This is a genomic window from Hyphomonas sp., assembly GCF_022844445.1.
Lineage (GTDB): Bacteria > Pseudomonadota > Alphaproteobacteria > Caulobacterales > Hyphomonadaceae > Hyphomonas.
In genome coordinates this window covers 16190-38641 of sequence record NZ_JALHLS010000005.1, presented here as the reverse complement: position 1 = coordinate 38641, position 22452 = coordinate 16190, and the positions used below count along the sequence as shown (strand labels likewise).

19 protein-coding genes are annotated in these 22452 nt (G+C 65.0%); 11 read left to right on the top strand and 8 right to left on the bottom strand.

The genetic code is table 11. The features are described 5' to 3' along the window. Positions 1-3: 3 nt before the first annotated feature. From gspD to Q0C17_RS07195, 5 genes are all read right to left on the bottom strand, one after another. Positions 4-1974 (bottom strand): type II secretion system secretin GspD, encoded by a 1971-nt coding sequence (gspD, locus tag Q0C17_RS07215; RefSeq protein ID WP_291203538.1) that lies wholly within the window; start codon positions 1972-1974, stop codon positions 4-6. Continuing rightward, on the bottom strand, positions 1971-2822 hold the full coding sequence (locus Q0C17_RS07210) for a type II secretion system protein N (RefSeq protein WP_291203535.1): 852 nt from the start codon (positions 2820-2822) through the stop codon (positions 1971-1973). The genes gspD and Q0C17_RS07210 overlap by 4 nt, the downstream gene beginning before the upstream one ends. Before the next feature lie 147 nt (positions 2823-2969). Continuing rightward, positions 2970-5648, bottom strand: coding sequence for a TonB-dependent receptor (locus Q0C17_RS07205; RefSeq protein ID WP_291203532.1), 2679 nt, complete (start codon positions 5646-5648; stop codon positions 2970-2972). A gap of 78 nt (positions 5649-5726) precedes the next feature. Continuing rightward, positions 5727-7283, bottom strand: coding sequence for a hypothetical protein (locus Q0C17_RS07200; RefSeq protein WP_291203530.1), 1557 nt, complete (start codon positions 7281-7283; stop codon positions 5727-5729). 196 nt (positions 7284-7479) lie between these two features. Continuing rightward, entirely contained in the window at positions 7480-8325 is an 846-nt protein-coding gene (locus Q0C17_RS07195) for a 2OG-Fe(II) oxygenase (RefSeq protein WP_291203528.1), read from the bottom strand. Positions 8326-8501: 176 nt separating this feature from the next. Between Q0C17_RS07195 and Q0C17_RS07190 the strand changes: the two genes are divergently transcribed. The 3 genes from Q0C17_RS07190 (at position 8502) to Q0C17_RS07180 (ending at position 11983) form a co-directional block, all read left to right on the top strand. Further along, the gene (locus Q0C17_RS07190) at positions 8502-9254 is read left to right on the top strand and encodes a CAP domain-containing protein (protein WP_291203526.1); all 753 of its coding nucleotides are present in this window, start codon (positions 8502-8504) and stop codon (positions 9252-9254) included. A gap of 333 nt (positions 9255-9587) precedes the next feature. After that, complete coding sequence (locus tag Q0C17_RS07185) at positions 9588-10820, top strand: potassium/proton antiporter (protein ID WP_291203523.1); 1233 nt, start codon at positions 9588-9590, stop codon at positions 10818-10820. A 71-nt stretch (positions 10821-10891) separates the two neighbouring features. Continuing rightward, positions 10892-11983: a pectin acetylesterase-family hydrolase gene (locus Q0C17_RS07180; protein WP_291203521.1), complete on the top strand. Its 1092-nt coding sequence runs from the start codon at positions 10892-10894 to the stop codon at positions 11981-11983. Here Q0C17_RS07180 and gltX read toward each other — a convergent pair. Continuing rightward, complete coding sequence (gltX, locus tag Q0C17_RS07175; RefSeq protein WP_291203518.1) at positions 11980-13317, bottom strand: glutamate--tRNA ligase; 1338 nt, start codon at positions 13315-13317, stop codon at positions 11980-11982. The two genes, Q0C17_RS07180 and gltX, sit on opposite strands and share 4 nt — an antisense overlap. Before the next feature lie 134 nt (positions 13318-13451). On the opposite strand from gltX, the gene Q0C17_RS07170 reads away from it, so the two are divergent. Further along, positions 13452-14270: a hypothetical protein gene (locus Q0C17_RS07170; protein ID WP_291203515.1), complete on the top strand. Its 819-nt coding sequence runs from the start codon at positions 13452-13454 to the stop codon at positions 14268-14270. A gap of 9 nt (positions 14271-14279) precedes the next feature. Here the strand turns inward: Q0C17_RS07170 and Q0C17_RS07165 are convergent, their stop codons facing one another. Then, positions 14280-15938, bottom strand: a complete 1659-nt coding sequence (locus Q0C17_RS07165; RefSeq protein ID WP_291203512.1) for an NAD+ synthase — start codon at positions 15936-15938, stop codon at positions 14280-14282. 145 nt (positions 15939-16083) lie between these two features. Between Q0C17_RS07165 and Q0C17_RS07160 the strand changes: the two genes are divergently transcribed. From Q0C17_RS07160 to Q0C17_RS07145, 4 genes are all read left to right on the top strand, one after another. Then, on the top strand, positions 16084-16305 hold the full coding sequence (locus Q0C17_RS07160) for a hypothetical protein (RefSeq protein ID WP_291203510.1): 222 nt from the start codon (positions 16084-16086) through the stop codon (positions 16303-16305). 130 nt (positions 16306-16435) lie between these two features. Beyond that, positions 16436-17491: a Rieske 2Fe-2S domain-containing protein gene (locus tag Q0C17_RS07155; RefSeq protein WP_291203507.1), complete on the top strand. Its 1056-nt coding sequence runs from the start codon at positions 16436-16438 to the stop codon at positions 17489-17491. Next, the gene (locus Q0C17_RS07150; protein ID WP_291203504.1) at positions 17491-18228 is read left to right on the top strand and encodes a hypothetical protein; all 738 of its coding nucleotides are present in this window, start codon (positions 17491-17493) and stop codon (positions 18226-18228) included. Before Q0C17_RS07155 ends, Q0C17_RS07150 begins: the two co-directional genes overlap by 1 nt. A gap of 207 nt (positions 18229-18435) precedes the next feature. Beyond that, on the top strand, positions 18436-19017 hold the full coding sequence (locus tag Q0C17_RS07145; RefSeq protein ID WP_291203501.1) for an NnrU family protein: 582 nt from the start codon (positions 18436-18438) through the stop codon (positions 19015-19017). Between the two features lie 3 nt (positions 19018-19020). Here the strand turns inward: Q0C17_RS07145 and Q0C17_RS07140 are convergent, their stop codons facing one another. Next, on the bottom strand, positions 19021-19416 hold the full coding sequence (locus Q0C17_RS07140; RefSeq protein ID WP_291203499.1) for a hypothetical protein: 396 nt from the start codon (positions 19414-19416) through the stop codon (positions 19021-19023). A gap of 58 nt (positions 19417-19474) precedes the next feature. Between Q0C17_RS07140 and panB the strand changes: the two genes are divergently transcribed. From panB to Q0C17_RS07125, 3 genes are all read left to right on the top strand, one after another. Further along, positions 19475-20302 (top strand): 3-methyl-2-oxobutanoate hydroxymethyltransferase, encoded by an 828-nt coding sequence (panB, locus tag Q0C17_RS07135; protein WP_291203496.1) that lies wholly within the window; start codon positions 19475-19477, stop codon positions 20300-20302. Between the two features lie 78 nt (positions 20303-20380). After that, on the top strand, positions 20381-21106 hold the full coding sequence (locus Q0C17_RS07130; RefSeq protein ID WP_291203493.1) for a hypothetical protein: 726 nt from the start codon (positions 20381-20383) through the stop codon (positions 21104-21106). Continuing rightward, complete coding sequence (locus Q0C17_RS07125) at positions 21103-22452, top strand: PQQ-like beta-propeller repeat protein (RefSeq protein WP_291203490.1); 1350 nt, start codon at positions 21103-21105, stop codon at positions 22450-22452. Before Q0C17_RS07130 ends, Q0C17_RS07125 begins: the two co-directional genes overlap by 4 nt.

Below are 22452 nucleotides of genomic sequence, written 5' to 3'. Positions count from 1 at the left end.
CTGCTACCCTGCCGGGCTGGCCGCCGGACCCGCGGGCGGCTGGGCGCCGAGCACCTGGTTGACATAATGGTCGATGGAATTGCCCGGCGTGATGCCGCGCATCAGTTCCTCGCCGCGCACGTAAAGGTATTTCTGCTCGGTGGCGGCCTTGGCGTCTGCCTTGTCGCGCACGATGGTCGGCCGGATGAAGACCATAAGATTGGTGCGCGTGGTCGACTTGCCTTCGGAGCGGAACAGCCGCCCGGCGAACGGAATATCGCCCAGCACAGGCACTTTCGAATCGCGCACCGTATCGGTCTGCTCGATCAGGCCGCCGAGCACGATGATTTCGCCATCGTCAGCCAGCACGCTGGCGGTGATCTTGCGTTTGTCGAGGATCAGGTCCGGCGTCACCGTGCCGACGCTGCCGAAGACGCTGGAGACTTCCTGGCGGATGTCGAGGCGTACTGTGTCGTTCTCGCCGATGCGGGGCGTCACTTCGAGCTGGATGCCGACATCCTGGCGCTCGACCGTGCGGAACGGATTGGAATTGGCATCGCCCAGAACCTGCCCGGTTGTGACCGGCACTTCCTGGCCGACGATCAGCGCGGAGGTCGCGTTGTTCAGCGTCATGCCGAAGGGCGTGGAGAGGATGCGGGAGTTGGTGTCATTCTGGACGGCGTTGAGGATCACGCCGAACAGGTTGTCCCCGGACTGGCCGCCGAAGCCGAGCGTCAGGCCCGAGCTGCCCGTCAGCGAACTGATGGCCGCGTCGCGGAAGGGGTTTGTCTTGTCGAGGTCGGTAAAGCCGTCCGTCAGCAGAGCGCCGGTCAGGGCAAGCAGGTTCGGGGCCGAGCGGGAGAAATTCGTGGACGCAAACGGCACGTCGCTCCTGCCGCTGCCCGAGAGCAGGAATTGCAGGCCAAGTTCCTTGGCCGCGTCATCCGACATCTCGACGATGATCGCCTCGACCATGACCTGCGGCCGGCGCACGTCAAGCGCCGAGATGACCTTTTCCATCGCGACCAGCGTTTCAGCATTGCCGCTGAGGATCAGGGAGTTGGTCGCGGGGTGGTGTGAGATTGTTTGTGCAGGCGGCGCCGTATCCGACGGGGAACGCTGCGCCGCTATGCTGAGGCCGACGCGTTCGAGGATCGGCACGATCTCGCCGGCATCGGTATAGTTGAGCGGAATGATGCGGATGTTGTCGCGTTGCGGCTCGGTGGAATCGAGTTGCAGGGCCACTTCGCGTGCCTTGGCGACCGTGCCCGGATCGCCGCGCAGCAGCACGGCGTTGCTTGTCTCCGAGGCGACCGCAAGGAAGTTGCGTCCACCGGTTGCACTCCCGCCATCCGGCCCCGTGCTGCCCTGAAGACGGTTCAGCACCGCTTCCATTTCCAGTGCCGGCACATTGCGCAGCGCGACGGTCTCGGTGACCGACGGGTCGCGGTCGATTGTCTCGATCATCCGGCGCACGCGCTGGAGGTTCGAGGCATAGTCTACCACGACGAGCGTATTGGTATTCGCGTTGGCCGCGATCTGTCCCTGGCTGTCGAGCACCGGCTTGATCTGCTGGGCAACATCCATGGCATTGGCATGGTCGAGGCGGATGATCTCGGTGACAAAGGCGTTACCGCCCTGTCCGGAGATCGGCGCTTCAGTGGCAGCCACCGATTCGGGAACGATACGGTAGGTGTCGCGACCGGCCGGGATCGCGGCAAAGCCCTGTACGCGGAGGGTTGTCAGGAAAACCTGGAAGACATCTGCCGTGCTCATCGGCGTCTGCGAGACAACCGACACGCGGACCTTGCGCACATCCGGGTGGGTGATGAAGGTGTAGCCCGTCAGCATCGAGACGTCGGCGATCAGCGTATTCAGCTCGACATCGTCGAGCTTCATCACATGCTTGTCGCCGCTCTCGGCGGGCGCCTGGGCGGCCGCCCATTGCGCGGCGGACAAGGCCGCAGCGGCGGCCAGGAAAAGGCGTTTTGTCATTGGGAAAGGCCCGCGTTGGGCGAGACGCGCAGGCGCACGATTGCACCCTGGCGAACCACGTCGAGCGCGACATCGGAGCCGCTGGCGACGGACTGGTGGATCTGCTCGGGCTGCAGGCCTTCGATGGCCTGGCCGTTGACGCGCAGGATGAGATCGCCCGATTCCAGACCGGCGGCCTCGAAGGCGCCGGCGCCGCGCGGCTCGAGACGGTAACCGGACACCCGTCCACTGCGCATTTCCGGCATCATCACGGTATCGTCGGCGAGCGCAGTCGGCGTAATGGGGCCAGCCTCGGGTGTGCTGGCTGCAGCCATCACGAGCGTGCCCGCTACAGGCGGCTCGGCGGGCACCGCGAACGGCGCGGTTCGTCCGGGATTGAGGCTGAGGATTTCGAGCCGGCCGTCCCGGCTGAGATGTGCTGCCGCGCCGGTGACGTTCACAAGCACGACGCCGGGCATCACTTCATCGCCGGGCACAAAGCGCTTCTGCGCGCCGTCCGGGAAGGAGATCACGGCGCTGCTTGCGGTCGTGTTGCCCTCGACGGCGCGCACGCCGGAGAGTTTGAGGTCGAGCGTGGTTTCAGAGCCAGAAGCAGCGCCGGCGGCCGCTTCCTGCGACGCAAACGGGTTGATCCGGGTAAGGATCATGGCGGTCTCTTCGCGCGTATCCGAAAGGCTCATGCCCGAGGCTATGGAAGATGCGGACGTGGAGGAAAGAGACGAATCCGAAGGCGCCAGGGCAGTCCAGGCAAGGCGCCCGAACAGGACGCCGAGGGTCACCACAAGAAGCGACTCTACCGCGACGCGTCCGGCCGTTTCAACGCCCGTGCCAGTGATGCCTCTTTCCATTCTGAAAAGCGCCGCCATCCGAAGACCCCTAGGTTCAGCCCCTGCAGGCTAATCACACTTGTGCGACACTTCCGCGACGGTTCGCGTCCAATTTTTCTTCAGGCGGCAGGCCGTTGCAATTTCGCAACGACCTGCCCGACCCGAGGATCAGAACTCGGTGCTAAGACCAAGCGAGAGGGTCGTGCCGAGCTCGTACTGGTTGACCTGGACAAAGCCGTTCGAGCCTGACTGGAACTCGTCGAAGTCCTCGCCGAGAATGTTCTGGACTTTGAAGTCCAGGGTGAATTCGCGGCCGCGGAGGTCGAAGCCTTTCTTGAACACGAAGTCGAGATTGATACCCGGCTCCTGCACGAAGTCAGGCTGTCCGGCCGGGGCGCGGGCCGAGGTGCGCTCGCTGGCATAGGTTGCCAGCAGCGTGGCCTGCGAGCGGGCCACATCATCCTGATAGCCGAGCTGGAGGTTGGCGAGGTGTTCAGACTGACCCTGCAGGCGCGAGCCATCCGTGACGAAGTCGGTCGCCGGCCTTGCCAGGCCGCCCGACTGGAGCGGGAAGACGACATCGCCGCTTCCGGCCTTAACTTCTGAGCTCGAGTAGGTGTAGTTCGCCTGCACGAGGAATTCCTTGTCGCGCAGGAATGCAGCCTCGAACGGGCTGTCGAATACGCGTTTGAACTCTGCTTCGGCCCCATAAAGGATTGCGCGCGGCGCGTTGAGATAAGTCTGGAAGACCGAGGCGCTCTGCGTCACGACGACCGATTCCACCGGGCGGTCGAGGTCCTTGTAGAACACGCCGAATGACAGGGTCTGGCCGCGGTCGAAGTAGTATTCGTACCGGGCGTCGAGGTTCAGGATCTCTGTATCGGTCAGGTAGGGGTTGCCGATGAAGATGCGGCTCGAATCCGGGTCGAAATACTGCTGCGGAGCAAGCTCGCGAAACTGCGGGCGGCCTATACTCTGCGAGGCACCGAGACGCAGCTGCTGGTCTTCCGCGAAGTTCCAGGTCAACGTGCCCGCGGGCAGGATATAGTTGTTCTTCACACCCGGAACCGGCGCCAGATCGGCTTCTGAAGAGATCAGCGACAGCGGCGTGACCGACTGGACGGCGTTCTCGTAACGCAGGCCGAATGCAGTCCGCACAAGCGGAATAAGTTCCGCATCGACTTTCGCATAGGCAGCGAAAACCTTGAGGTCTGCATCGAAAGCCGCAGCACCGGAGGCGCCGGTCGTTTCGCGGATTTCGAAGCCGTTAGGGCCAATATTGAAGTTGGAGAACAGGAAGTCCACGCGCTGCTGTGTCAAAAGGAAGTTGAGCGGCGGATTGGTGGGAATGAAGCCGAAATTGCGCGTCTGGGCGCTGCGGTCGTTCTCATAGCCTTCAAGGCCGACCGAGTAGTCGATGCTGCGTGCGGAAGAAAGCGCCTGCGTGTACTGCACGTCCGCCCCGGCACTGACCACCTGGTCGTCAATGAAGGAGAAGGCAATGTTGTTGCTCGAGCCGGATCCGGCTGGATTGTAGATGAAATTGTTGACCAGCGGGTCGAATATGTAACGCACTTCGCGCTCGTAGGGCGCGTCACGTTTCGTCTGCGAGAGGGCGGTGCGCCAGTCGAACGTCCAGTCGCCGCGGAAGTGGCGGCCATTGAGCTGGGTGCTGTAGAGCTCTCGTTCATACCAGGCCGTGCGATCATCCCGGACATCGCGCAGCGCGAGGTCGTCAAAGCCTTCCCGCACGAACGTCTGCTTGGTAGTCTTGCGAATGTAGAGGTTGGTCCAGTCGATCTTGTCGTCACCTGCGTCGAGACCGATGCCGAACAGCGCGTCCCAGCCGATGTTCTGATCCGTCGAAAGATAGTCGTAGGTTGAGGTCGCCTGCAGGTTGCCGCCATTGATCTCGCCGACTTCCTGGCGGCCATCCTTGGTGCGCCAGCCATTGCTGTAGCCCAGCACGCCGATCACACCGAGTTCCATGCCGCCGATATCGAAGGAGGTGCCGCCTGACGCTTCGTAACTGCCGTTCATCGGAAGGCCGTCATTGGTCTGGACAAGGTTCACCTCGGCGTTGGTGAAAGACTGGCCGATCGCCTGCAGCTCTGCGGCCGTAAAGCTGCCGTTCTGGATGCGGCGGCCGGTCGACATGGCCTGTCGGACCGCGCCGGGAATCTTACGCGTGCCGTCATCGAAACCGAGAACGTCCGTGTCGGACCCATAGTAGGTGAAACCATCCTTGCCGGTGGTTTCGGAATTGTAGCTGCCGCTGACGCTGAGCTCGAAGAAGGGTTCGTCCGGAATGTTCAGCGTGCGCAGGTCGATGATGCCGCCGCCGAACTCGCCGGGATATTCAACGGAGTAGGTTTTCTGGACCAGCACGTTTTCGAGAATTTTCGTGGGGAAGAGGTCGAGCGGCACCACGCGCTGGAGCGGCTCGGGGCTCGGAAGCGGCGAGCCGTTGAGCCGGGCAGCGGAGTAGCGCTCGCCGAGGCCGCGCACATAGACGAAGCGGCCCTCGGCGATGCTGAGGCCGGTCACGCGGGCGAGCGCATTGGCAGCATCGGAATCACCCTGGCGAATGAGGTCTTCCGGGGCGAGGAATGCGGCAACTTCCGATGTGCTGCGCAGGACTTCCGGGATGTAGCGGCCGAGGACCACGACTTCGTTCAGCCGGTAGTCTTCAGCCTCTTCGGCCTCAGGTTCTGCCGCAGCGGGCGCTGCCTCTGTTTCGGTTTCTGTTTCGGCCTCGGTTTCGGTCTGAGCGAAGGCGAAGGCGGGCACGAGGATCGCTGTCGAAGCGATCAACAGGGCCCGGAGGGACAGCGCGTTGAATTTCATGGGACTGAGTTCCTGAAGGGAGTCATCGTGAAAAGGAGGAAGCGGAGGCCCGTCCGGGCCTCCGCTCTGTCAATGGCCTCAGCAGGCAGGCTGGCCGGGGATGCCGCAGGTCCAGCCGGCATACCAGGTGTCCGAGGCGTTCTGCACGGCGCCGATATAGGGCACCGCGGTCAGGAAGCCGGTGACTGCAGTGTTGGCCGGCAGCGCCGGATCCGTGCCGTTCAGCGCCGCGGGGAAGGCGGTCGGGACGACGGCGTTTTCGTTCGCGCCGTTGATGAAGCCGCCGGTCAGGGTCGAGGTGCCGCTCAGCACGTTGTTCGCGCCCAGGGCAACCTGCGCGTCCACCTGCGGGGTGGTGATGCCGCTCGCGCCTTCGGTATTGCCGCCATTGCACGAGAAGAAGACCGAGTTGTACAGCGGGCCGTTCGGGGCCGTGCCGACACCGGCGCCATTCGGGTTGGTCAGGGTGACCGCCGTGGTGAGGTTGAGGCACTGCTGGTTGATCTCGGAACGGAGCACCGAGTTGTAGACGCGACCAACGTGGCCAGTATTGTGGATGATCGCATCGCGGCCGGCGGTCGCGCGCATAACAATCGTCCAGTTGGCATAAGTCGGACGGGTGAAGAACGTGGCGGTGTTGACGCCGCGCGAGCTCGTTTCAAAGCCGAAATCGCCGCCACCGGTACGCTGGTACACAATGCCGAATTGGGCAGCGCCGCGCCAGCCGGAGTCAGTATCGAACGAGTCATCGTCGTTACCAGAGAGGACAATGCGGCGGAGGTTGACGTTGCCGCCAAAGATCTCGATGCCGTCGTCCGAGCTGTTGTGGACCTGGACAAACTCAACCGTTGTGCCCGAACCGACGCCGGCGAGAGTGATGCCGTTCAGCTCGTTGTTCAGCGAGATCGTGAAGCCGGAATGCATAACCCGGACATAGCGGAGCCGGCCGCTGTTGTCGGCGGGCGAAAGGCCGCCGTAGAAGGCGTTTGAGCCTTCGACCTGGGCTTCGCAGGCGATGTTTGGCGGGGTAATAACGCCTGGGCAGCCGTCTGTCGTCGGCGCGCGCCCGTTGATGACGAGACCGCCCCATTGGCCGATCGAGTTTTCGTTAGTGGTGCCTTCAACGCTCTGGCGGGAGGTCAGGATAATCGGGGCAGAGGCGGTGCCTTCGGCGAAGATCTGCGAGCCGCGGTTGACGAGCAGATAGTCGTTACCGGAGTTTCCGAAGATCGTGACACCAGGTTCGATGGTCAGAATGCCGTCGGCGCGGCCGGGCAGGGGAGAGGCCGGGTTCGAGCCGGTGTCGGTTCCGACCTGCGTGCGGCCGCTGACGGAATAGATGGTGCCGGCGCGGTTGGGAACAACGAGGTTGCCGGTGATGGTCGACGGCAGCTGGCAGATGCGGCGGTTGGCGACGGTGCCGACGTTCGAGAAGCCGGCCGGGCAATCAGCGGCAGGCGTGCCGGGGGCAGGGCCGGTCGGCGGCGGGGGCGTGGTGGGCGCCGGGGTCGAAGGTGCAGGCACGAACGCGCCTACGCCAGGCGAGGCAACGCCATCCGAGCCGCTGCAGGCGCCGAGGATCGCAACAGCGGCGCAACCAAGCAGCGCCGTGCGAAGTGAATTGATTTTCAGCATGAGTGTCTCCGTCGTGATCCCTGTGCGGGTGCACCGGCGGAGGCATCCGCCGCGCTCACTAGACGATGAGATCCGCCTACCCGCAGGCGTGACCCTTAAGAAGGCTTTGCAACAATTGCCGGAAGTTTAGATGACGGTTACGTGACAACGACCTTTCCAAAAGATTTCGGACGAGGTCGTGTCGGAACTGCAACAATTACAGGCTTCTGTAGTATTCCTGTGGAAACATCTCGCCCCATCCGCGCTCGCGGAACCATTTGGTGATGATGTGCTTCGATCCCTTGCGCACCTTCATGCCATGATGGATCGTATACGGATTAACGCTGCCGTCTGGGTTAAGATTGTTCCAGATAACGGCCTTGCCTTTTTCAGGCATGATCGTCTTCTCCAGTCGGCGGAAGCGCGTGCCGCCGCCTTCCTCGACATCATTGAGATAGATCATGAAGGTCCAGGTGCGCTGGCCGAGAAACTGGCAGAATACCTGATGCTCCCGCGTGCCCGGCAGGAAGTAATCGTAGTGTGCTTTGTATTCCTGATCGAGATCATAGCGCTGGCCTTGCGTGACGTCTGAATACGACCAGTGGATGCCGATGGCTTCGGCCATCAGCTCGTCCAGCTGCATGATCAGATCGTGGCCGAGCTGGCCGAGGTCGGAGGTACGAGAGGTGCGCACCTTCGGGTCTGTGAACGGAACAGCGGTGGTCGAATCGCGCAGGCGCTGGTCGATCAGCTCGACCACGGCGTCGCACACGTCGGGCACCAGGAAATTCTTCCAGGTATAGAGCTGCGCCTTCGCGGCCGGCACGCGCTGGATATCGGGATGGATCAGGGCGCGTTGGACAATGGCCGCGTTCGCGAGGGCAGGGTAGGAAACATCCGCTGAAGGCCTCCGGCCATCATGCGCTTCCTGCATCAGCGCGCGGACCTGCGCCTCACCGAGGCCTTTCAGCTTCAGTTGCCGGCGCACTTCATGCGGCTCCACCCCGGCGCGCAGGCGCACCCAGGCGTAGGTCATCAGGTCTTCGTCCATGGCCGCCGTCATCCGCGCCTCCATTGCCGCAACGGGTACGACGGGGACGTGACAGGTGAATGACAAAGAAGCGTAGGCTGGCGCTACGCCCGGAAAGGTACAGTAAAAATACCGTATACTGTATATCCTTGACACAAATCCGTCATGCGCGCATTGTGACAATTATGTTACAGCGTACTTCCATTTCCATGTCACTCCTCGTTCTGGCGCTTGCGGGCCCTGGAGTGGCGACTGCTCAAGCTGACTGGCACACGGCTCTCAATCCGCAGGCGAAAGCCCTGCTGGAGCAGCCGCTGTCTGCCAGCCCGATCGACAGCGAGCTTCTGGCCATAGCCAACAAGGACCGGGCCGGCCTCGCGCTTCCCGCGCTGCAATCGTCCGATAGCCTCGCCGCGACAGCGCGCGCCCATGCCCGTGACATGGCCCTCTCCGGCTTGGTCAGCTACGCCGATCCCTCAGGCCGGTCGCTTCTCGACCAGGTTCGCCTGTCGGACCGCACTGCACTCATCGGCTCCTTCGCCAGCAGCATCGCGGTGCTGGGCGCCGGGGCATCGGCCGAAGACATCCACGCCGCCATCCAGTCAGATGCTTCAAACGCGGAAAACCTGCGCCGCGGCTTCAGCCATGCCGGCACCGGCACTTATGAATTCGGCGGACGGGTTTACGTCGTTCAGCTCTTCGCCCGGATCGACGGCGCGCTGGAGCAGCCCCTGCCGGTCAATCTCGCCTATTCGGAACTGATCACGCCCACCCTCGCCAGTGCCAGCATGACGCCGGTCGGCTGGTCGGTCAGCGATGCGCAGGGCGAGCTGCTCGCGCGGGGCAATGGCCGGCGCATCCTCTCGGCCAACCGGGGGCCGGTCGCAGGTTATCTCAACCTGGATGTGGCAGTCGGCGCGGACGTCTATACGCTTCGCGGGCCCTTCGTCGAGGTCAACTGACCTTCTGGCGCTTCCGTGGTGCCCGTCGGCCTCGCTGAGGAAGTCGGGCATCACGGGTAGCGGCGACTTCGAGATGAAGTCGCCCGGCGCGGTTTCTGAGCCCGTCTCCTTGAGCAGTGCCGCCGCAAGCCCGTCGGCGCCTTCGGCGACGACGGGCATGCCCATTGCGTGGGCAAGATCGATGGTGGACCTGATCATCAGCTGGTCTGACGGGCCTTCCGCCGGCGTCAGGGCACTTTTTGGCGGGCAATCGCGGTGTCCCGGTTGTGCTGGCCCTGCAGACGCTCCAAATGCAGGTTACCTTCACAACCTATCCAGAATGCCCGGGGCCGAATGGATTCGACCAACCAGCTGATATTCTTTTGCGGGCTGCTGCTGTGTGCGGCGATTTTCGCGAGTTTTCTGTCGCGCCGTATTGGCGCGCCGCTGCTGTTGACGTTTCTTGGCGTGGGCATCCTGTTCGGTGAGGATGGCCCCGGCGGCATCGTCTTCAATGATGTGCCGCTCAGCTATCTTGCCTGTTCCTTCGCCCTCGCCATCATCCTCTATGATGGCGGCATCCACACCCCGATGAAGAATTTCCGCCAGGCCCTGCGCCCGGCGCTGATACTTGCCAGTGTGGGCGTCATGGTGACGGCTTCGATTGTCGCCCTCGGCATGTGGTATTTCCTCGGCACCGATCCGCTCTACGCGTTGCTGTTCGGCTCGCTGGTTGCGTCGACCGACGCGGCCGCCGTGTTCCTGCTGCTGCGCCAGCAAGGGATTAAGCTGAAGCCGGAAGTGGCCAATACGCTTGAAGTGGAATCCGGCGTCAACGACCCGATGGCCATCTTCCTTGCACTGACGTTCACCGCCATCATCCTCGCCGGCGGGATGTCCGGCATGGAGGGCGGCCTCCTGTCCGTGCCTGTGGGCTTCATCCAGCAGTTCGGCATCGGCGCCCTTCTCGGCATCGGCGGCGGGCGCCTGCTCACCTTCTTCTATGACCGCGTGTCGCTGGAGCTCGGCCTCAACCCGATCTTCGCGCTCGCGAGCGGCCTGCTGATCTTCGGCGCGGCTAACATCCTCGGCGGGTCCGGCTTCCTCGCGGTCTATCTCGCCGGCCTCATCCTTGGTAACCACGCCTACCGCGCCAAACAGGTCGTCAAGCAGTTCATGGACGGCATTGCCTGGCTCGCCCAGCTCGCGATGCTGCTGATCCTCGGCCTGCTCGTCACGCCCTCCCATCTTGTTGAGGACATCCCGGACGCGCTGCTGATCTCGGCCATCCTCATTTTTGCCGCGCGCCCGGCGGCGGTGTTCATCAGCCTTGCCTTCGAGAAGTTCACCTGGCGCGAAAAGCTGTTCATCTCCTGGGTCGGCCTGCGCGGCGCGGTCCCGATCTACCTGGCGATCATCCCGGTCCTGCTCGGCGTGCCCGGCAACTTTTTCAACATCGCATTCCTTGTGGTGCTGGTCAGCCTCCTCTTGCAGAGCACGACGATCAGCCTCGTCGGCCGCGTGCTCAAAGTGGGCGAGGCCGAGCCCGAGGTGGACAAGCCCAAAGCGGCGCCGACGCCGGCCTGATTGCCAGCCCGCGCGCACGCGCCTAGGCTTGCAGGCGTGACGGCCCGAAAGAGGCCGGTGGAGGAATCACCATGCGTCTCGTGTTCCCGGCGGTTCTCGCCCTGACCCTGCTGGCCGGCTGCAAGGCCGCCGAACCAGTAAGCGCATCCGCTGCACCGGCCGAGCCTGCAAGCCCGGCGCCCGCCGCTGCGTGGGCCACGATCACCCCCGGCGGCGATACGCTCTGCGCCAATGGCACGCCCTACCAGTTCCAGGTGAAGCCCGCCGATCCAGACCGCGTGATGATCTTCCTGAATGGCGGCGGCGCGTGCTGGTCGGGCGACCTTTGCGATGTGTCGCTGGGCCTCAATGCCTACACGCCGCTTGCCGACATGGACGCCAACAATGCCGCCACCAAGGGCGGCGCGTTCGATGCGGCAAACCCCGAGAATCCCTTCGCTGGCTGGACGCAGGTTTTCGTCTCGTACTGCACCGGCGATGCGCATCTCGGCGCGCGCGATGCAGCCTACACGACCAGCGCCGGCAAGCAGCTGACCATCCGCCACCGGGGCAAGGCCAACGTCCAGTCGGCGCTTGACTGGGTGTATGCGAACTATCCCGCCCCCGGCCGCATCTTCGTCGGCGGTGGCAGCGCAGGCGCGATTGCCTCTCCCTTCTATGCGGGCGTCGTGGCCGATCATTATCCGCAGGCGGAGGTTATCCAGTATGGCGGCGGAGCCGGCGGCTATCGCGCGGGCGCTGTTTCAGGCCTTCTGGAAACCTGGGGCGCTTTCAACGGCTTGCCGGACTGGCCGGAACTGGCCGCTTATGACCGCGCAACCTTCACCACCGAAGACTTCTACCGCGTGACCGCCGCGCGCCACCCGGACATGCGGATGAGCCAGTTCAACAATGTCGATGACGAGGTGCAGCAGATGTTCCTCGGGCTGATGGGCGCCGCAGATCCGGTGCGCGGCCTGATGCAGGCAAACCTCGACGAACTGGCGGCGGAGATCCCGAATTTCCGGTCCTTTTCGGCCCCCGGCAAGGACCACACGCTGCTGCGCTATGACCGGCTCTATTCCACCACCACCGGCGGCGTGCGTGCGGCGGCGTGGGTGAAGGATATCGCCGAAGGACGGGATGTCGCGAGTGTGAGCTGTACCGCGGAAGGGTGTGACTAACCCAGCCGCTCCAGCACCTTTGCCCGCCCGATCAGCGGCAGCACGGCGCTCATCTCGGGCCCATGCTCCATCCCGGTCAAGGCCTTGCGAAGCGGCATGAACAGGCCTTTGCCCTTGCGCCCCGTGGCGGTTTTCAGCGCGCCCGTCCACTCGCCCCAGCTGGCAGGGGTCAGCTCGCCGGCCGGCAGGTGGGCGCCGGCAGCGGCGATGAAATCCCTGTCCTCAGCCGCAACGTCAGGCGAGGCTTTGCCGAACACTATTTCCACCCAGTTCGCCGCATCGCTTACCCGCGCGCAGTTCTCCCGCACGGCCAGCCAGAAGGCCTCATTGTCCGCGCGCGGATCAATCGCCTTCAGGCGCGCTTGCGCTTCGGCAAACGGCATCGCATGGACGAACGCAGCGTTGAGGTTTTCAAGGTCGGTCTCGTCGAAGCGCGCCGGGGCGCGGCCGATCTTGGTGAAGGAGAACTCGGCGGCGAGTTCCGTCACGCTGCTGCGCGGCTCGATATTGTCCGAGGTGCCAAGCTTTGCGAGGTAGCTGAGGATCGCCATCGCCTCGATGCCGTGCTCGCGAAGCTGGCCGACCGAGAGCGAGCCTATCCGCTTCGACAGGGCCGAGCCGTCTGCGCCGATCAGGAGCGGCATGTGCGCCATCTCGGGCGCCTTGCCGCCGAGCGCCATGAAGATCTCGATCTGGGCGCCGGAGTTTGTCACATGATCTTCGCCGCGCACGACATGCGTGATGTCTGCTTCGATATCGTCGACCACCGAGGGGAGGGTGTAGAGATAGCTGCCGTCCTCGCGGATCAGCACGGGGTCTGAGACCGAGGACGTGTCGATGCTCTGCGGCCCGCGGACGAGGTCGTTCCACTCGACCCGCCCTCCCGACAGCTTGAAGCGCCAGTGCGGCTTCACGCCCGAGGCTTCCAGTTTCGCCCGGTCTGCGTCCGTCAGGCTGAGCGCCGCCCGGTCATAGACGGGGGGGCGTCCGCGCGACTGGGCGATCTTGCGTTTGACGTCCAGCTCCTCGGCCGTCTCGTAGGCCGGATACAGCAGGCCCATGGCACGCAGCTTGTCTGCGGCCTTGTCATAGATGGCGAAACGTTCGGACTGGTTGAACGTGTCCGCCCAGACGAGGCCCAGCCAAGTGAGGTCGGCCTTCAGGATTTCCTCGTTCTCCTTGGTGGAGCGCTCGAGGTCCGTGTCGTCGATCCGGAGGATGAACTTGCCGCCCTGGCCCTGCGAGAACAGCCAGTTCACCAGGGCCGTGCGCACGTTGCCGACATGGATGCGGCCTGTGGGCGAGGGGGCGAATCGGACAATCGGGGCGGTCATGGCGGCAGGGCCTTCCGGGGTTGGGAAAGGCGCTTTCGACATCAAATCGGGACAAAAGCCAAGCGCTTCGGCCACATTCTTGCTATTGTTTTGTTTAACGACCATCTACGATTACCAAATTCCGGGAGACGGTCATGAGATTCGGCTGGGTGCTGGCTGGGGCGCTGCTTCTGGCGGCCTGCGGACAAAAGGACGGGGCGGCGCCGGGAGCTGTGGCACCGGGCGCAGCGCTGCCTGGGGCAGAGGCCGTAAAGGCAGAAGGGCCTGTCCGGCCCGCGCTCGATTACGCAGCGATTTCCGGCTATGATGAAACTTGGTTCCTGAGCGCCGGCTGGCCGGGCGAGTACCCTCCCGGTTTCGCCGTGCTGGACGCCGATGTGAAGGTGCCGGCCCGTGCGCGGCCGAACCCGACCGACCCGCAGGACATCACCTGCATCCTGCCGCAATATGCGAACTACCAGATCTGGAACAACGCCCGCAACGAAGCCGACAGTCTCGAGTATTTCGTGGCCACCAAGAAGGTGCCTGTCACGGTGCTTGAGGATGCGGTGGTCGAGTTTGCCGGCGCAGCCGGCATGGAGACGCTGAGCCTGAAGGCCGGCGAGCAGATGACCTACCTGCGCTATATCGGCGAGGGGGTGACCGTGCTCCTGTTCAACGGCAAGGAATACGAGATCAACGAAGGTGAGCTCACCAACGTCACTGACATTGCCAATACCTCGCTGGACGAAGACCTCTGGGTCCGCGTCACCTGTCTCGGCGGGAAACAGGCCTGGCTGATGTTCGATGAAGTCATCGAAGAGCCGGGCATCTATCCCTCGCCGATCACTGGCTTTGGCGACGCGGCAGACATCGCCGAGAGCGACGTGGAAGCCGTGCGCGAGGCAATTGCTACCGACACGTTCGGCGTCAACGCCCAGGACCAGGAAATCATTCCGCCTTCGGAGGAATAGGGCGAGGCCCTAATCGTCCCGGAACCGGTTCGTGATCGGATAGCGCCGGTCCCGGCCGAAATTCTTGCCGCCAACCTTGACGCCCGGCGGGGCCTGACGGCGCTTGTATTCGGCAATGTAGACGAGGTGTTCGATACGCCGCACCGTGGCCGCGTCATGGCCGCGGGCGAGAATGTCGTCGACGTCTTCTTCCAGGTCCACGAGACCGCGCAGGATATCGTCCAGAACCGGATAAGGCGGCAGGCTGTCCTCGTCCTTCTGGTCCTCTCGCAGCTCGGCGGAGGGCGGCTTGGTGATGATCCGTTCCGGGATCACGTTGCCATGCCGGACCAGCGCGCCCGGCGGCACATTGGCATTGCGCCATTTCGTCAGTTCAAAGACTTCCGTCTTGTAGAAGTCCTTCAGCGCATTGTAGCCGCCGCACATGTCGCCATAGAGCGTTGCGTAGCCGACCGCCATCTCGCTCTTGTTGCCGGTGGTGACGACCATGTGGCCGAACTTGTTGGAGAGCGCCATCAAGGTCACCGCGCGCAGGCGGGACTGGATGTTCTCTTCCGTGATGTCCGCCTTCTTGCCCGCAAAGGCCGGGGCGAGCATGCCTCCGAGCGCTTCCACGCCGGGGTGGATGCTGATCGTGTCATACCGGCAGCCGAGGGCCTCGGCGCAGGCCTTTGCGTCCTCGAGGCTGTCCTTCGAGGTGTATTTCGACGGCATCATCACGCACCAGACCTTGTCCGGCCCTAGCGCGTCGGCGGCGATGGCGGCGGTGATAGCGCTGTCAATGCCGCCGGACATGCCGAGCACGACGCCGGGGAACCTGTTCTTGCGCACATAGTCGCCGAGTCCCTGCATCGCCGCGCGGTATTCCGCCGCCCAGCCATGCAGGTCTGCTGCGCAGCCTTGGCTCAGGCCCACGAACTGCTTCGTGGACGGATCAAATTCGACAAGGGCATAGCCTGTCTCGAACTGGCCGACGAGGCCGCAGCGTGCCCCGTGGGTGGAATTCGTCGCATAGGAGGCGCCGTCGAAGACGAGCTCGTCCTGCCCGCCCATCTGGTTGAGGAACAGGTAGGGCATCTTCAGATCCGCCCAGCGGTCGAATGCGGCGGCCCGCTCATCCTGGATGGCGCGGCGCCAGGGCGAGGCGTTCGGCACCAGCAGCACGTCTGCTCCCGCCGCCTTCGCGGCCCGGGGCACGCGCTCGAACCAGATGTCCTCGCAGATGGCGAGGCCGAGGCGCACGCTCTTGAAATCGACCACCACGGCCGGGCCTTCGCCGGGCGTGTAGTGGCGCTTCTCGTCGAATACGCCGTAGTTCGGCAGCTCCCGCTTGTCATGGCGCGCGCGGATCTCGCCGCCTTCCAGGAACAGCGCCGAATTGCGCAGCACGCCGTCCTCGCGCCAGGGCGCGCCGACCAGCACGGCCGGGCCGGTCTGCGTCTCGCGCGCGAGGGCATGGACCGCTGCCATCGACAGGTCCACCGCCGAGGGTTTCAGAACCAGGTCTTCCGCCGGATAGCCGAGGATGAAGTGTTCAGACAGCACCACGAGATCGGCGCCGCGCGCGCGTCCCTCGGCGACCGCCCCGCGCGCCAGCACCATGTTGCCGGCAATATCGCCGACCACCGGATTGAGCTGCGCCGCCAGGATTCTCAGATTTTTGCTCATGCGGAGCATTTAGGGGGATTTGGGGGGGATGTCATGGGGTGGGGCGGGATGAAAATCCGGCGCCAGAGATTACCAACTCGCCACAATAACGTGACTTGCGCCCGTCAGCGTGAGGGGTAACCGTGGTCGCCGGGAGGCGTGTTGCATGAGCGCAAGCGTTGCGGAGGCGATCTGGCTGGGGCTGGCGTTGTATGTCGGGATCGGGCTGGTGGCCGGGTTGGGCACGGTCATGTTCGGGCTGGGACGGCTGACGGCGGCGGATGTGCCGGTGCGGGTAAGGTTGCTGATCCTGCCGGGCCTTGCGGCGCTGTGGCCCTTCGTGCTGGCGCGGCTGGCGGGCCTTGGCGCGCCGGAGGACCGGGCGTGACGCGCGGTCAGAGGCGGGTGCATGTGTGGCTGTGGCCCATGCTGGCCCTGGGACTTTCGGCTGTGATTTTTGCCGCGCTGGCCGAGCGAGCGCGGGTCGCCGAGGCCGCCACGGCCGTGGAGGCCGGCTAGTGGCAGCGGGCTATTCCCTGGTCGGCTGGAACGGCTTCAAGCGCGCCTATGACGGTGTCATGCTCGCGGGGCTCGCCGTGTTCTTTGCGGCGCATCTTGGCGCGGGCTGGATGTCGGCGCCGGCAGGGCAGCAACCGAGCGAAATCCAGATGCTGATCCGCGCGAGCGGGGCGGCGGCCTTCAGCCTGCTGACGATCATCCTGTGCCTCGGGCCGCTGGCGCGGCTGACCCCGCGCGCGCTGCCGCTGGTCTATAACCGGCGGCACCTGGGGGTGGCGTGTTTCCTCGTGGCGCTGCTGCATGGCGGGCTGGTGGTGCTGTGGTATCATGGCTTCTCGGAGATGAACGCGTTTGTCTCGCTGCTTGTCTCCAACCCGCGCTACGATTCTTTCGGCGGCTTTCCATTTGAGAGCCTAGGGGTTGCCGCGCTGCTGATCCTGTTCCTGATGGCGGCAACGAGCCATGATTTCTGGAACACGGTGCTCGGCCCGCGCTTCTGGAAGGGTCTGCACATGGGCGTGTATGCTGCCTACGGATTGTTGGTAGCGCATGTGATGCTGGGCGCGGCGCAGGGTGAGGCGGGGTTTGCGGCGGCAGCGCTGGCGGGCGTCTCGGCGCTGCTGGTATCCGGGCTGCATATCGCCGCCGGGCAGCGCGAGGCGGCGCGGGACCGGGCGGCGGCCGCTGAGGCCGAGGGCTGGCTGGACGCCGGCCCGGCGCAGGAGATTCCGGACGGGCGCGCGGTGATCCTGACGCCGCCGGAAGGCGAACGGATCGCGGTGTTCCGCGAGGGCGCGAAGATTTATGCGGTGGCGAATGCCTGCCGCCATCAGGGCGGACCGCTGGGCGAGGGGCGCATCCTGGACGGGTGCATCGTGTGCCCGTGGCATGGTTACCAGTACCGGCCGGAGGATGGCTGCTCGCCGCCGCCGTTTACCGAGAAGGTGGCGACCTTCCGGACACGGATCAGGGAGGGGCGCGTGCTCGTGCACCGGCTGGCGCAGCCGCCGGGGACTGAGCTTGCGCCCACGCTGATCCCGGAAGTCGTGTCCTGATGGCGCAAGAGCCGTTCTTCGTCGGCTGGCAGGAAGGCCCGCCGCAAATCAGCCGCCGGCAGCTGCTGGCGGCAGGCGCAGGACTGGTTGCGGGTTCTGGCGCGCTCGGCGCCGGGCTGGGCGCTGTCTCGCCCGCACCGGGGCCAGGCGTCTGGGATCAGGGCAAGAAGGTCGCCGTGACCGGCACGATCTATCCTGAGCCCTACCTTCATCTGCTTACGGAAGATCTTGGCTATGGCCTGCGGCCGGTATTCCTCGTCGGGCCGGGCAAGGACCGTATCCATGTGCGCCCCGCGCTGACCTTCACGGGCGCGGCGGTCACCGGCACGCTGATCGAGCGCGGCGAGCACGCGATGATGGCAGTGGAAGGCGTCTATCCCGATCCGGCGCCGGGGCGCGTGCGGGCGGGGCCGGAAAAGGACCTCGGCGACGCCGTGCTGACAGGCGAGATACTCGACGCGAAATGCTGGTTCGGCGCGATGCGGCCCGGGCACGGAAAGACGCACAAGGCCTGCGCGGCTCTGTGCGCGCGCGGCGGCTTGCCGCTGGCCTTTGCCGAGACCGGGCGCTGCGCGAACGGGAAGGCGGCGCTATTGCTGCTTGACGAACGCGGACGGGCCTTCGGGCCGCAGATCATTCCGTTTGTGGCGGACGCCGTAATGATCCGGGGGCGGATTTTCGAGGTGGCGGGCCTGCGGCAGGTGCGCGTGGCTCTTGAGGATGTGGTGCGGCTCTAGGGCGCCGGTTTGCGCAGGTAAGGCGGCGGGTGCGGGCTCCGGCGCGGCGGCGCCCACAGCAGGCCCCGCCGGGGGCGGCGCTGGGGCGGCCCCGGGCGTTCGGCCGTGTTGGTGGAGGGGCAGGCTACAGAAGGTGGGGCTTTCCGGAGTGCTTCCCCGCGCGGGGCAATCAGGGTAGCCTACGGCAAAAGCCGGGGAGGCTATGCCATGACGTATCTTATTCTGGGTCTCGTGATCTTTTTCGGGACGCACCTGTTCACGACGTATCGGAGCCGGGAAGCCGGCAAGGACATCAAGGCGAAGATGGGGGCCGGGCCCTACATGGGTCTCTACAGCCTCGTGTCGATTGCGGGTTTCGTCTTGATCGTCTGGGGCTACGGCGCGGCGCGGCCGGCGCCGATCCTTTATTGGCCGCCACCTGCGATGGCGCACATCAACCTGGCGCTGATGCTGTTCGCGATGATCTTCCTTGCGGCGGCCTACTTGCCGACCGGGCGGATCAAGAAGGCGGTGAAGCATCCGATGCTTCTGGCAGTGAAGATCTGGGCTTTCGGGCACCTGCTGGCGAACGGGGAGCTGAACTCGGTGATCCTGTTCGGAAGCTTCCTCGCCTACGGGGTGCTGGACCGGATCGCGCTGAAAAAGCGCGGCGACAATGGGCCGGGCCCGGACGCGGCGGTGAACGTGATGGGCGATGTCGGCGCGGTGGTGATTGGCGTCGGCGCCTACCTTGCGATCTTCCTCTGGCTGCATCCGATCCTGTTCGGCGTGGTGGCGCTGCCGGCTTGAGGCCTAGCGTTTCAGGCGGCGCCCGAGGCCGGGCGCGGCCGCCATCAGGGCGAGACCGATGGGGAAGAGCGCGCCGCGCGTGAGATCGTAACCGGCGAGATAGTCCGCGGCGGTGATGCGCATCAGGCCAAGGGCCATGCTGCTTTCGAGGACGACGAGGACGCAGACACCGAGCAGGCCGAGCGCCATTGCGGGGGCATGGGTGCGCCGGCCGATCCACACCCCGATGGCGCAGGCGGTGAGGGTTATGACAGGGAATTCGATGAGGCGGCCGAGGCGCTCCCCGAAGGCGGGGATCAGGACCAGTTCGCGCAGAGCGCCGAAGACGAAGCCGGCAGCGAAGGCCATCGCGCCATAGGCGAGGGCCCAGAGAAGAAGATGCCGGACCGGGGCGGACATGGCGTTAACCCTCCTGTTTCCTTGCGGGCTGGCCTCTGGCGGGCTAATCGCTCGGGCCATGTCAAAACAAACGCAGACAAGCCGCAAGACGGTCAAGGATATTGCCGCCGCCAAGGGCGGGGTGCCGCTGGTATGCCTGACGGCCTATGATGCGCCGACCGCCGCACTGCTGGACGAGCATGCCGACCTTCTGCTGGTCGGCGACAGTGTCGGGATGGTGGTGCACGGGCTGCCCTCGACCGTTGGCGTGACAATGGAGATGATGATCCTGCACGGGCAGGCGGTGATGCGCGGCTCGCAGAAGGCGTTCGTCGTGGTCGACATGCCGTTCGGCTCCTACGAAACGAATGCCGACCAGGCGTTCCTGAACGCCGCGCGGATCATGAAGGAGACCGGCTGCCAGGCGGTGAAGATCGAGAGCGGGGCGTATGCCGCGCAGCAGATTTCGCATCTTGTGGAACGGGGCGTTCCGGTCATGGGGCATGTGGGCCTGCGCCCGCAGGCGATCAACGTGGATGGCGGTTTCCGGGCCAAGGGGCGCACGCAGGACGAGCGCAGCCGGGTAATGGCGGAGGCCAGGGCTGCCGAGGAAGCCGGCGCGTTCGCCATCGTAATCGAGGGTGTGGCCGAGGACCTTGCGGCCGAGATTACCGCGCAGGTGAGCTGCCCGACCATCGGGATCGGGGCCTCGGGCGCCTGTGACGGGCAGATCCTGGTAACGCCCGACATGCTGGGCCTGTTCGACTGGACCCCGAAATTCGTGCGCCGGTATGCCAACCTCAATACCGCGATTTCCGAGGCGGCGGCGGCCTATGCCGCCGACGTCCGGGCCCGCGCCTTTCCCGGCAAGGCAGAGACCTACAGCCTGCGAAAACCTGAAGCCTGACAGCGTTGTTCCGTTGCAGCCGTCCCGCGCGGCGTCTAGGTTCGCGCCGAATCCTCAAAAGCCCCGCCGGAGCGCCCGTTGACCGATATTTTCTCTGAAGTTGACCAGAACGTTCGCGAGGAACGGATTGCCAGCCTCTGGCAGCGTTGGCGCCCGTTTGTGTACGGGGCCGTTGTGGTGCTGATCGGGTCTGTGGCCGTGAACGAGTTCATCTTGAAACCGCAGGCGGCCTCGGCCCGTGCGGCCCGGGCGCTGGAACTGGAGAATGCTGTCACGGCGCTCGAGGACGGCCGGTATGAAGAAGCGCAGGCGGCGTTGAAGGCGATTGTGGACAGCGGCTCGAAGCTGGCACCGCTGGCGGCGCACTACCTGGCGCAGACGCAGCTGGAAGGCGGCGGTGACGCGGCGGCGGCTGCCGATACCCTTGCCGCTGTCGGCGGCACCGAGGCCGGCCCGTATGAGCGTCTGGCGCTCTTGAAGGCGGCTTATTTCCGCGCCGACACGCTCACGCTGCCGGAGCTGGAGACGACGCTGGGCACGCTGGCAACAGAGGAGACAGCGCTGGGGGCGCTGTCGCGCGAACTGATCGCGGCGAAGGCCTTTGCGGTGGGCGACATTGCCCGCGCGCGGACCGAATACAACCGGCTGAAATTTGACGCGGCCGCGCCGGAAGGCGTGATTCAGCGGGCGGAGCTGGCGCTCGACGCCATTCCTGTGCTGCCGGACGCCGCCCCTGAAACCCCCGCGCCGACCGAGGCGCCAACAGATGCGACTGCCGAGCAGCCGCAGGAGACCGGCCAATGACAATTTTCCGTTCCGCCGCCCTCACCACGGCGCTGGTCTCCCTGTTTGCGTTGTCGGCGTGCAACAGCTTGCCGGGCTTCGGCAATGAAAAGAAGGAAGCTGCGCGCGCGGAAGACCGCGCTGGCCGCATCACGATGGTGCTCGATAACGAGCGCATCGCGCCGAGCCCAACGCTGACCGGCGTCGCGATCGAGCTGCCGGTGGCAACCGCGGTCGAGGCCTGGACGGAAGCGGGCGGCAATCCCACGAAGTCGCCGGGCCACGTGATCGCGGCGCCGGAGCTGGACATCGCCTGGCGCAAATCAATCGGCAAGGGCTCGTCGACCAGGAGCGCGCTGACCACGCCGCCGGTGACGAACGCGACGACGATCTACACGCTGGACGCCAACCAGACCGTGCGCGCCTCGAAGCTGAGCAATGGCTCGGAAGTCTGGTCGAAGCGTCTGAAAGGCACTTCGAAGCGTGACAAGTCCGCGATCGGCGGCGGCCTGGCGATCACGGGCGACACGCTCGTCGTGGCCAGCGGCTATGGCTATGTTGTGACGCTCGACGCTGCGACCGGCGACGAGAAATGGCGCCGCGAGCTTGGCGCGCCGATGACCGGCTCACCGACGATTGATGATGGCCGCATCTTTGTGGCCTCCAACAATAACGAGGTGTTCAGTCTCTCTCTCGCGGACGGCCAGACCGTGTGGAGCGACCAGGCGATTTCGGAATCGGCCCGCGTGCTCGGCACGTCCAGCGTCGCCGCGGTCGAGGAATTCGTGATTGCGCCCTTCTCCTCGGGCGAAGTGATTGCCTATCTCGCCGCCAACGGCCGCCGCCTCTGGACGGACGCACTGACCCAGGCCGGCCGCTTCACGCCGATCTCCGAGATCAATGATATCGGCTCGCGCCCGGTGCTCGGCGCCGGTCTCGTGTTCGCATCCAGCCAGTCCGGCACCACCGTAGCCATCGATGGCCGCAGCGGCGCCCGCGTGTGGACTGCGCCGGTCGGATCGACCCGCGCACCCGCGCTCGCCGGCCGGTTCATTTTCGTGGTGGGCACTGAGAACGAGCTGACCTGTCTCGATGCCGCGACGGGCGAAGCCTATTGGGTGACCCAGCTGGCGCAGTTCGAGAACGAGAAGAATAAGAAGAAAAAGCTGACCTGGTCGGCCCCGATTGTCGCGTCGGACCGGGTGATCGTGGTGTCCTCTAAGGGCGAGCTGAAGGCATTCGGCGTCCAGGATGGCAAGCAGACCGGCTCTTTGAAGCTGGGGGATACCGTGTATATCGAGCCGATTGCGGCGCAGGGTCGGCTGTTTGTCCTCACGGATGACGCCAAGCTGATCGCCATCGATTAG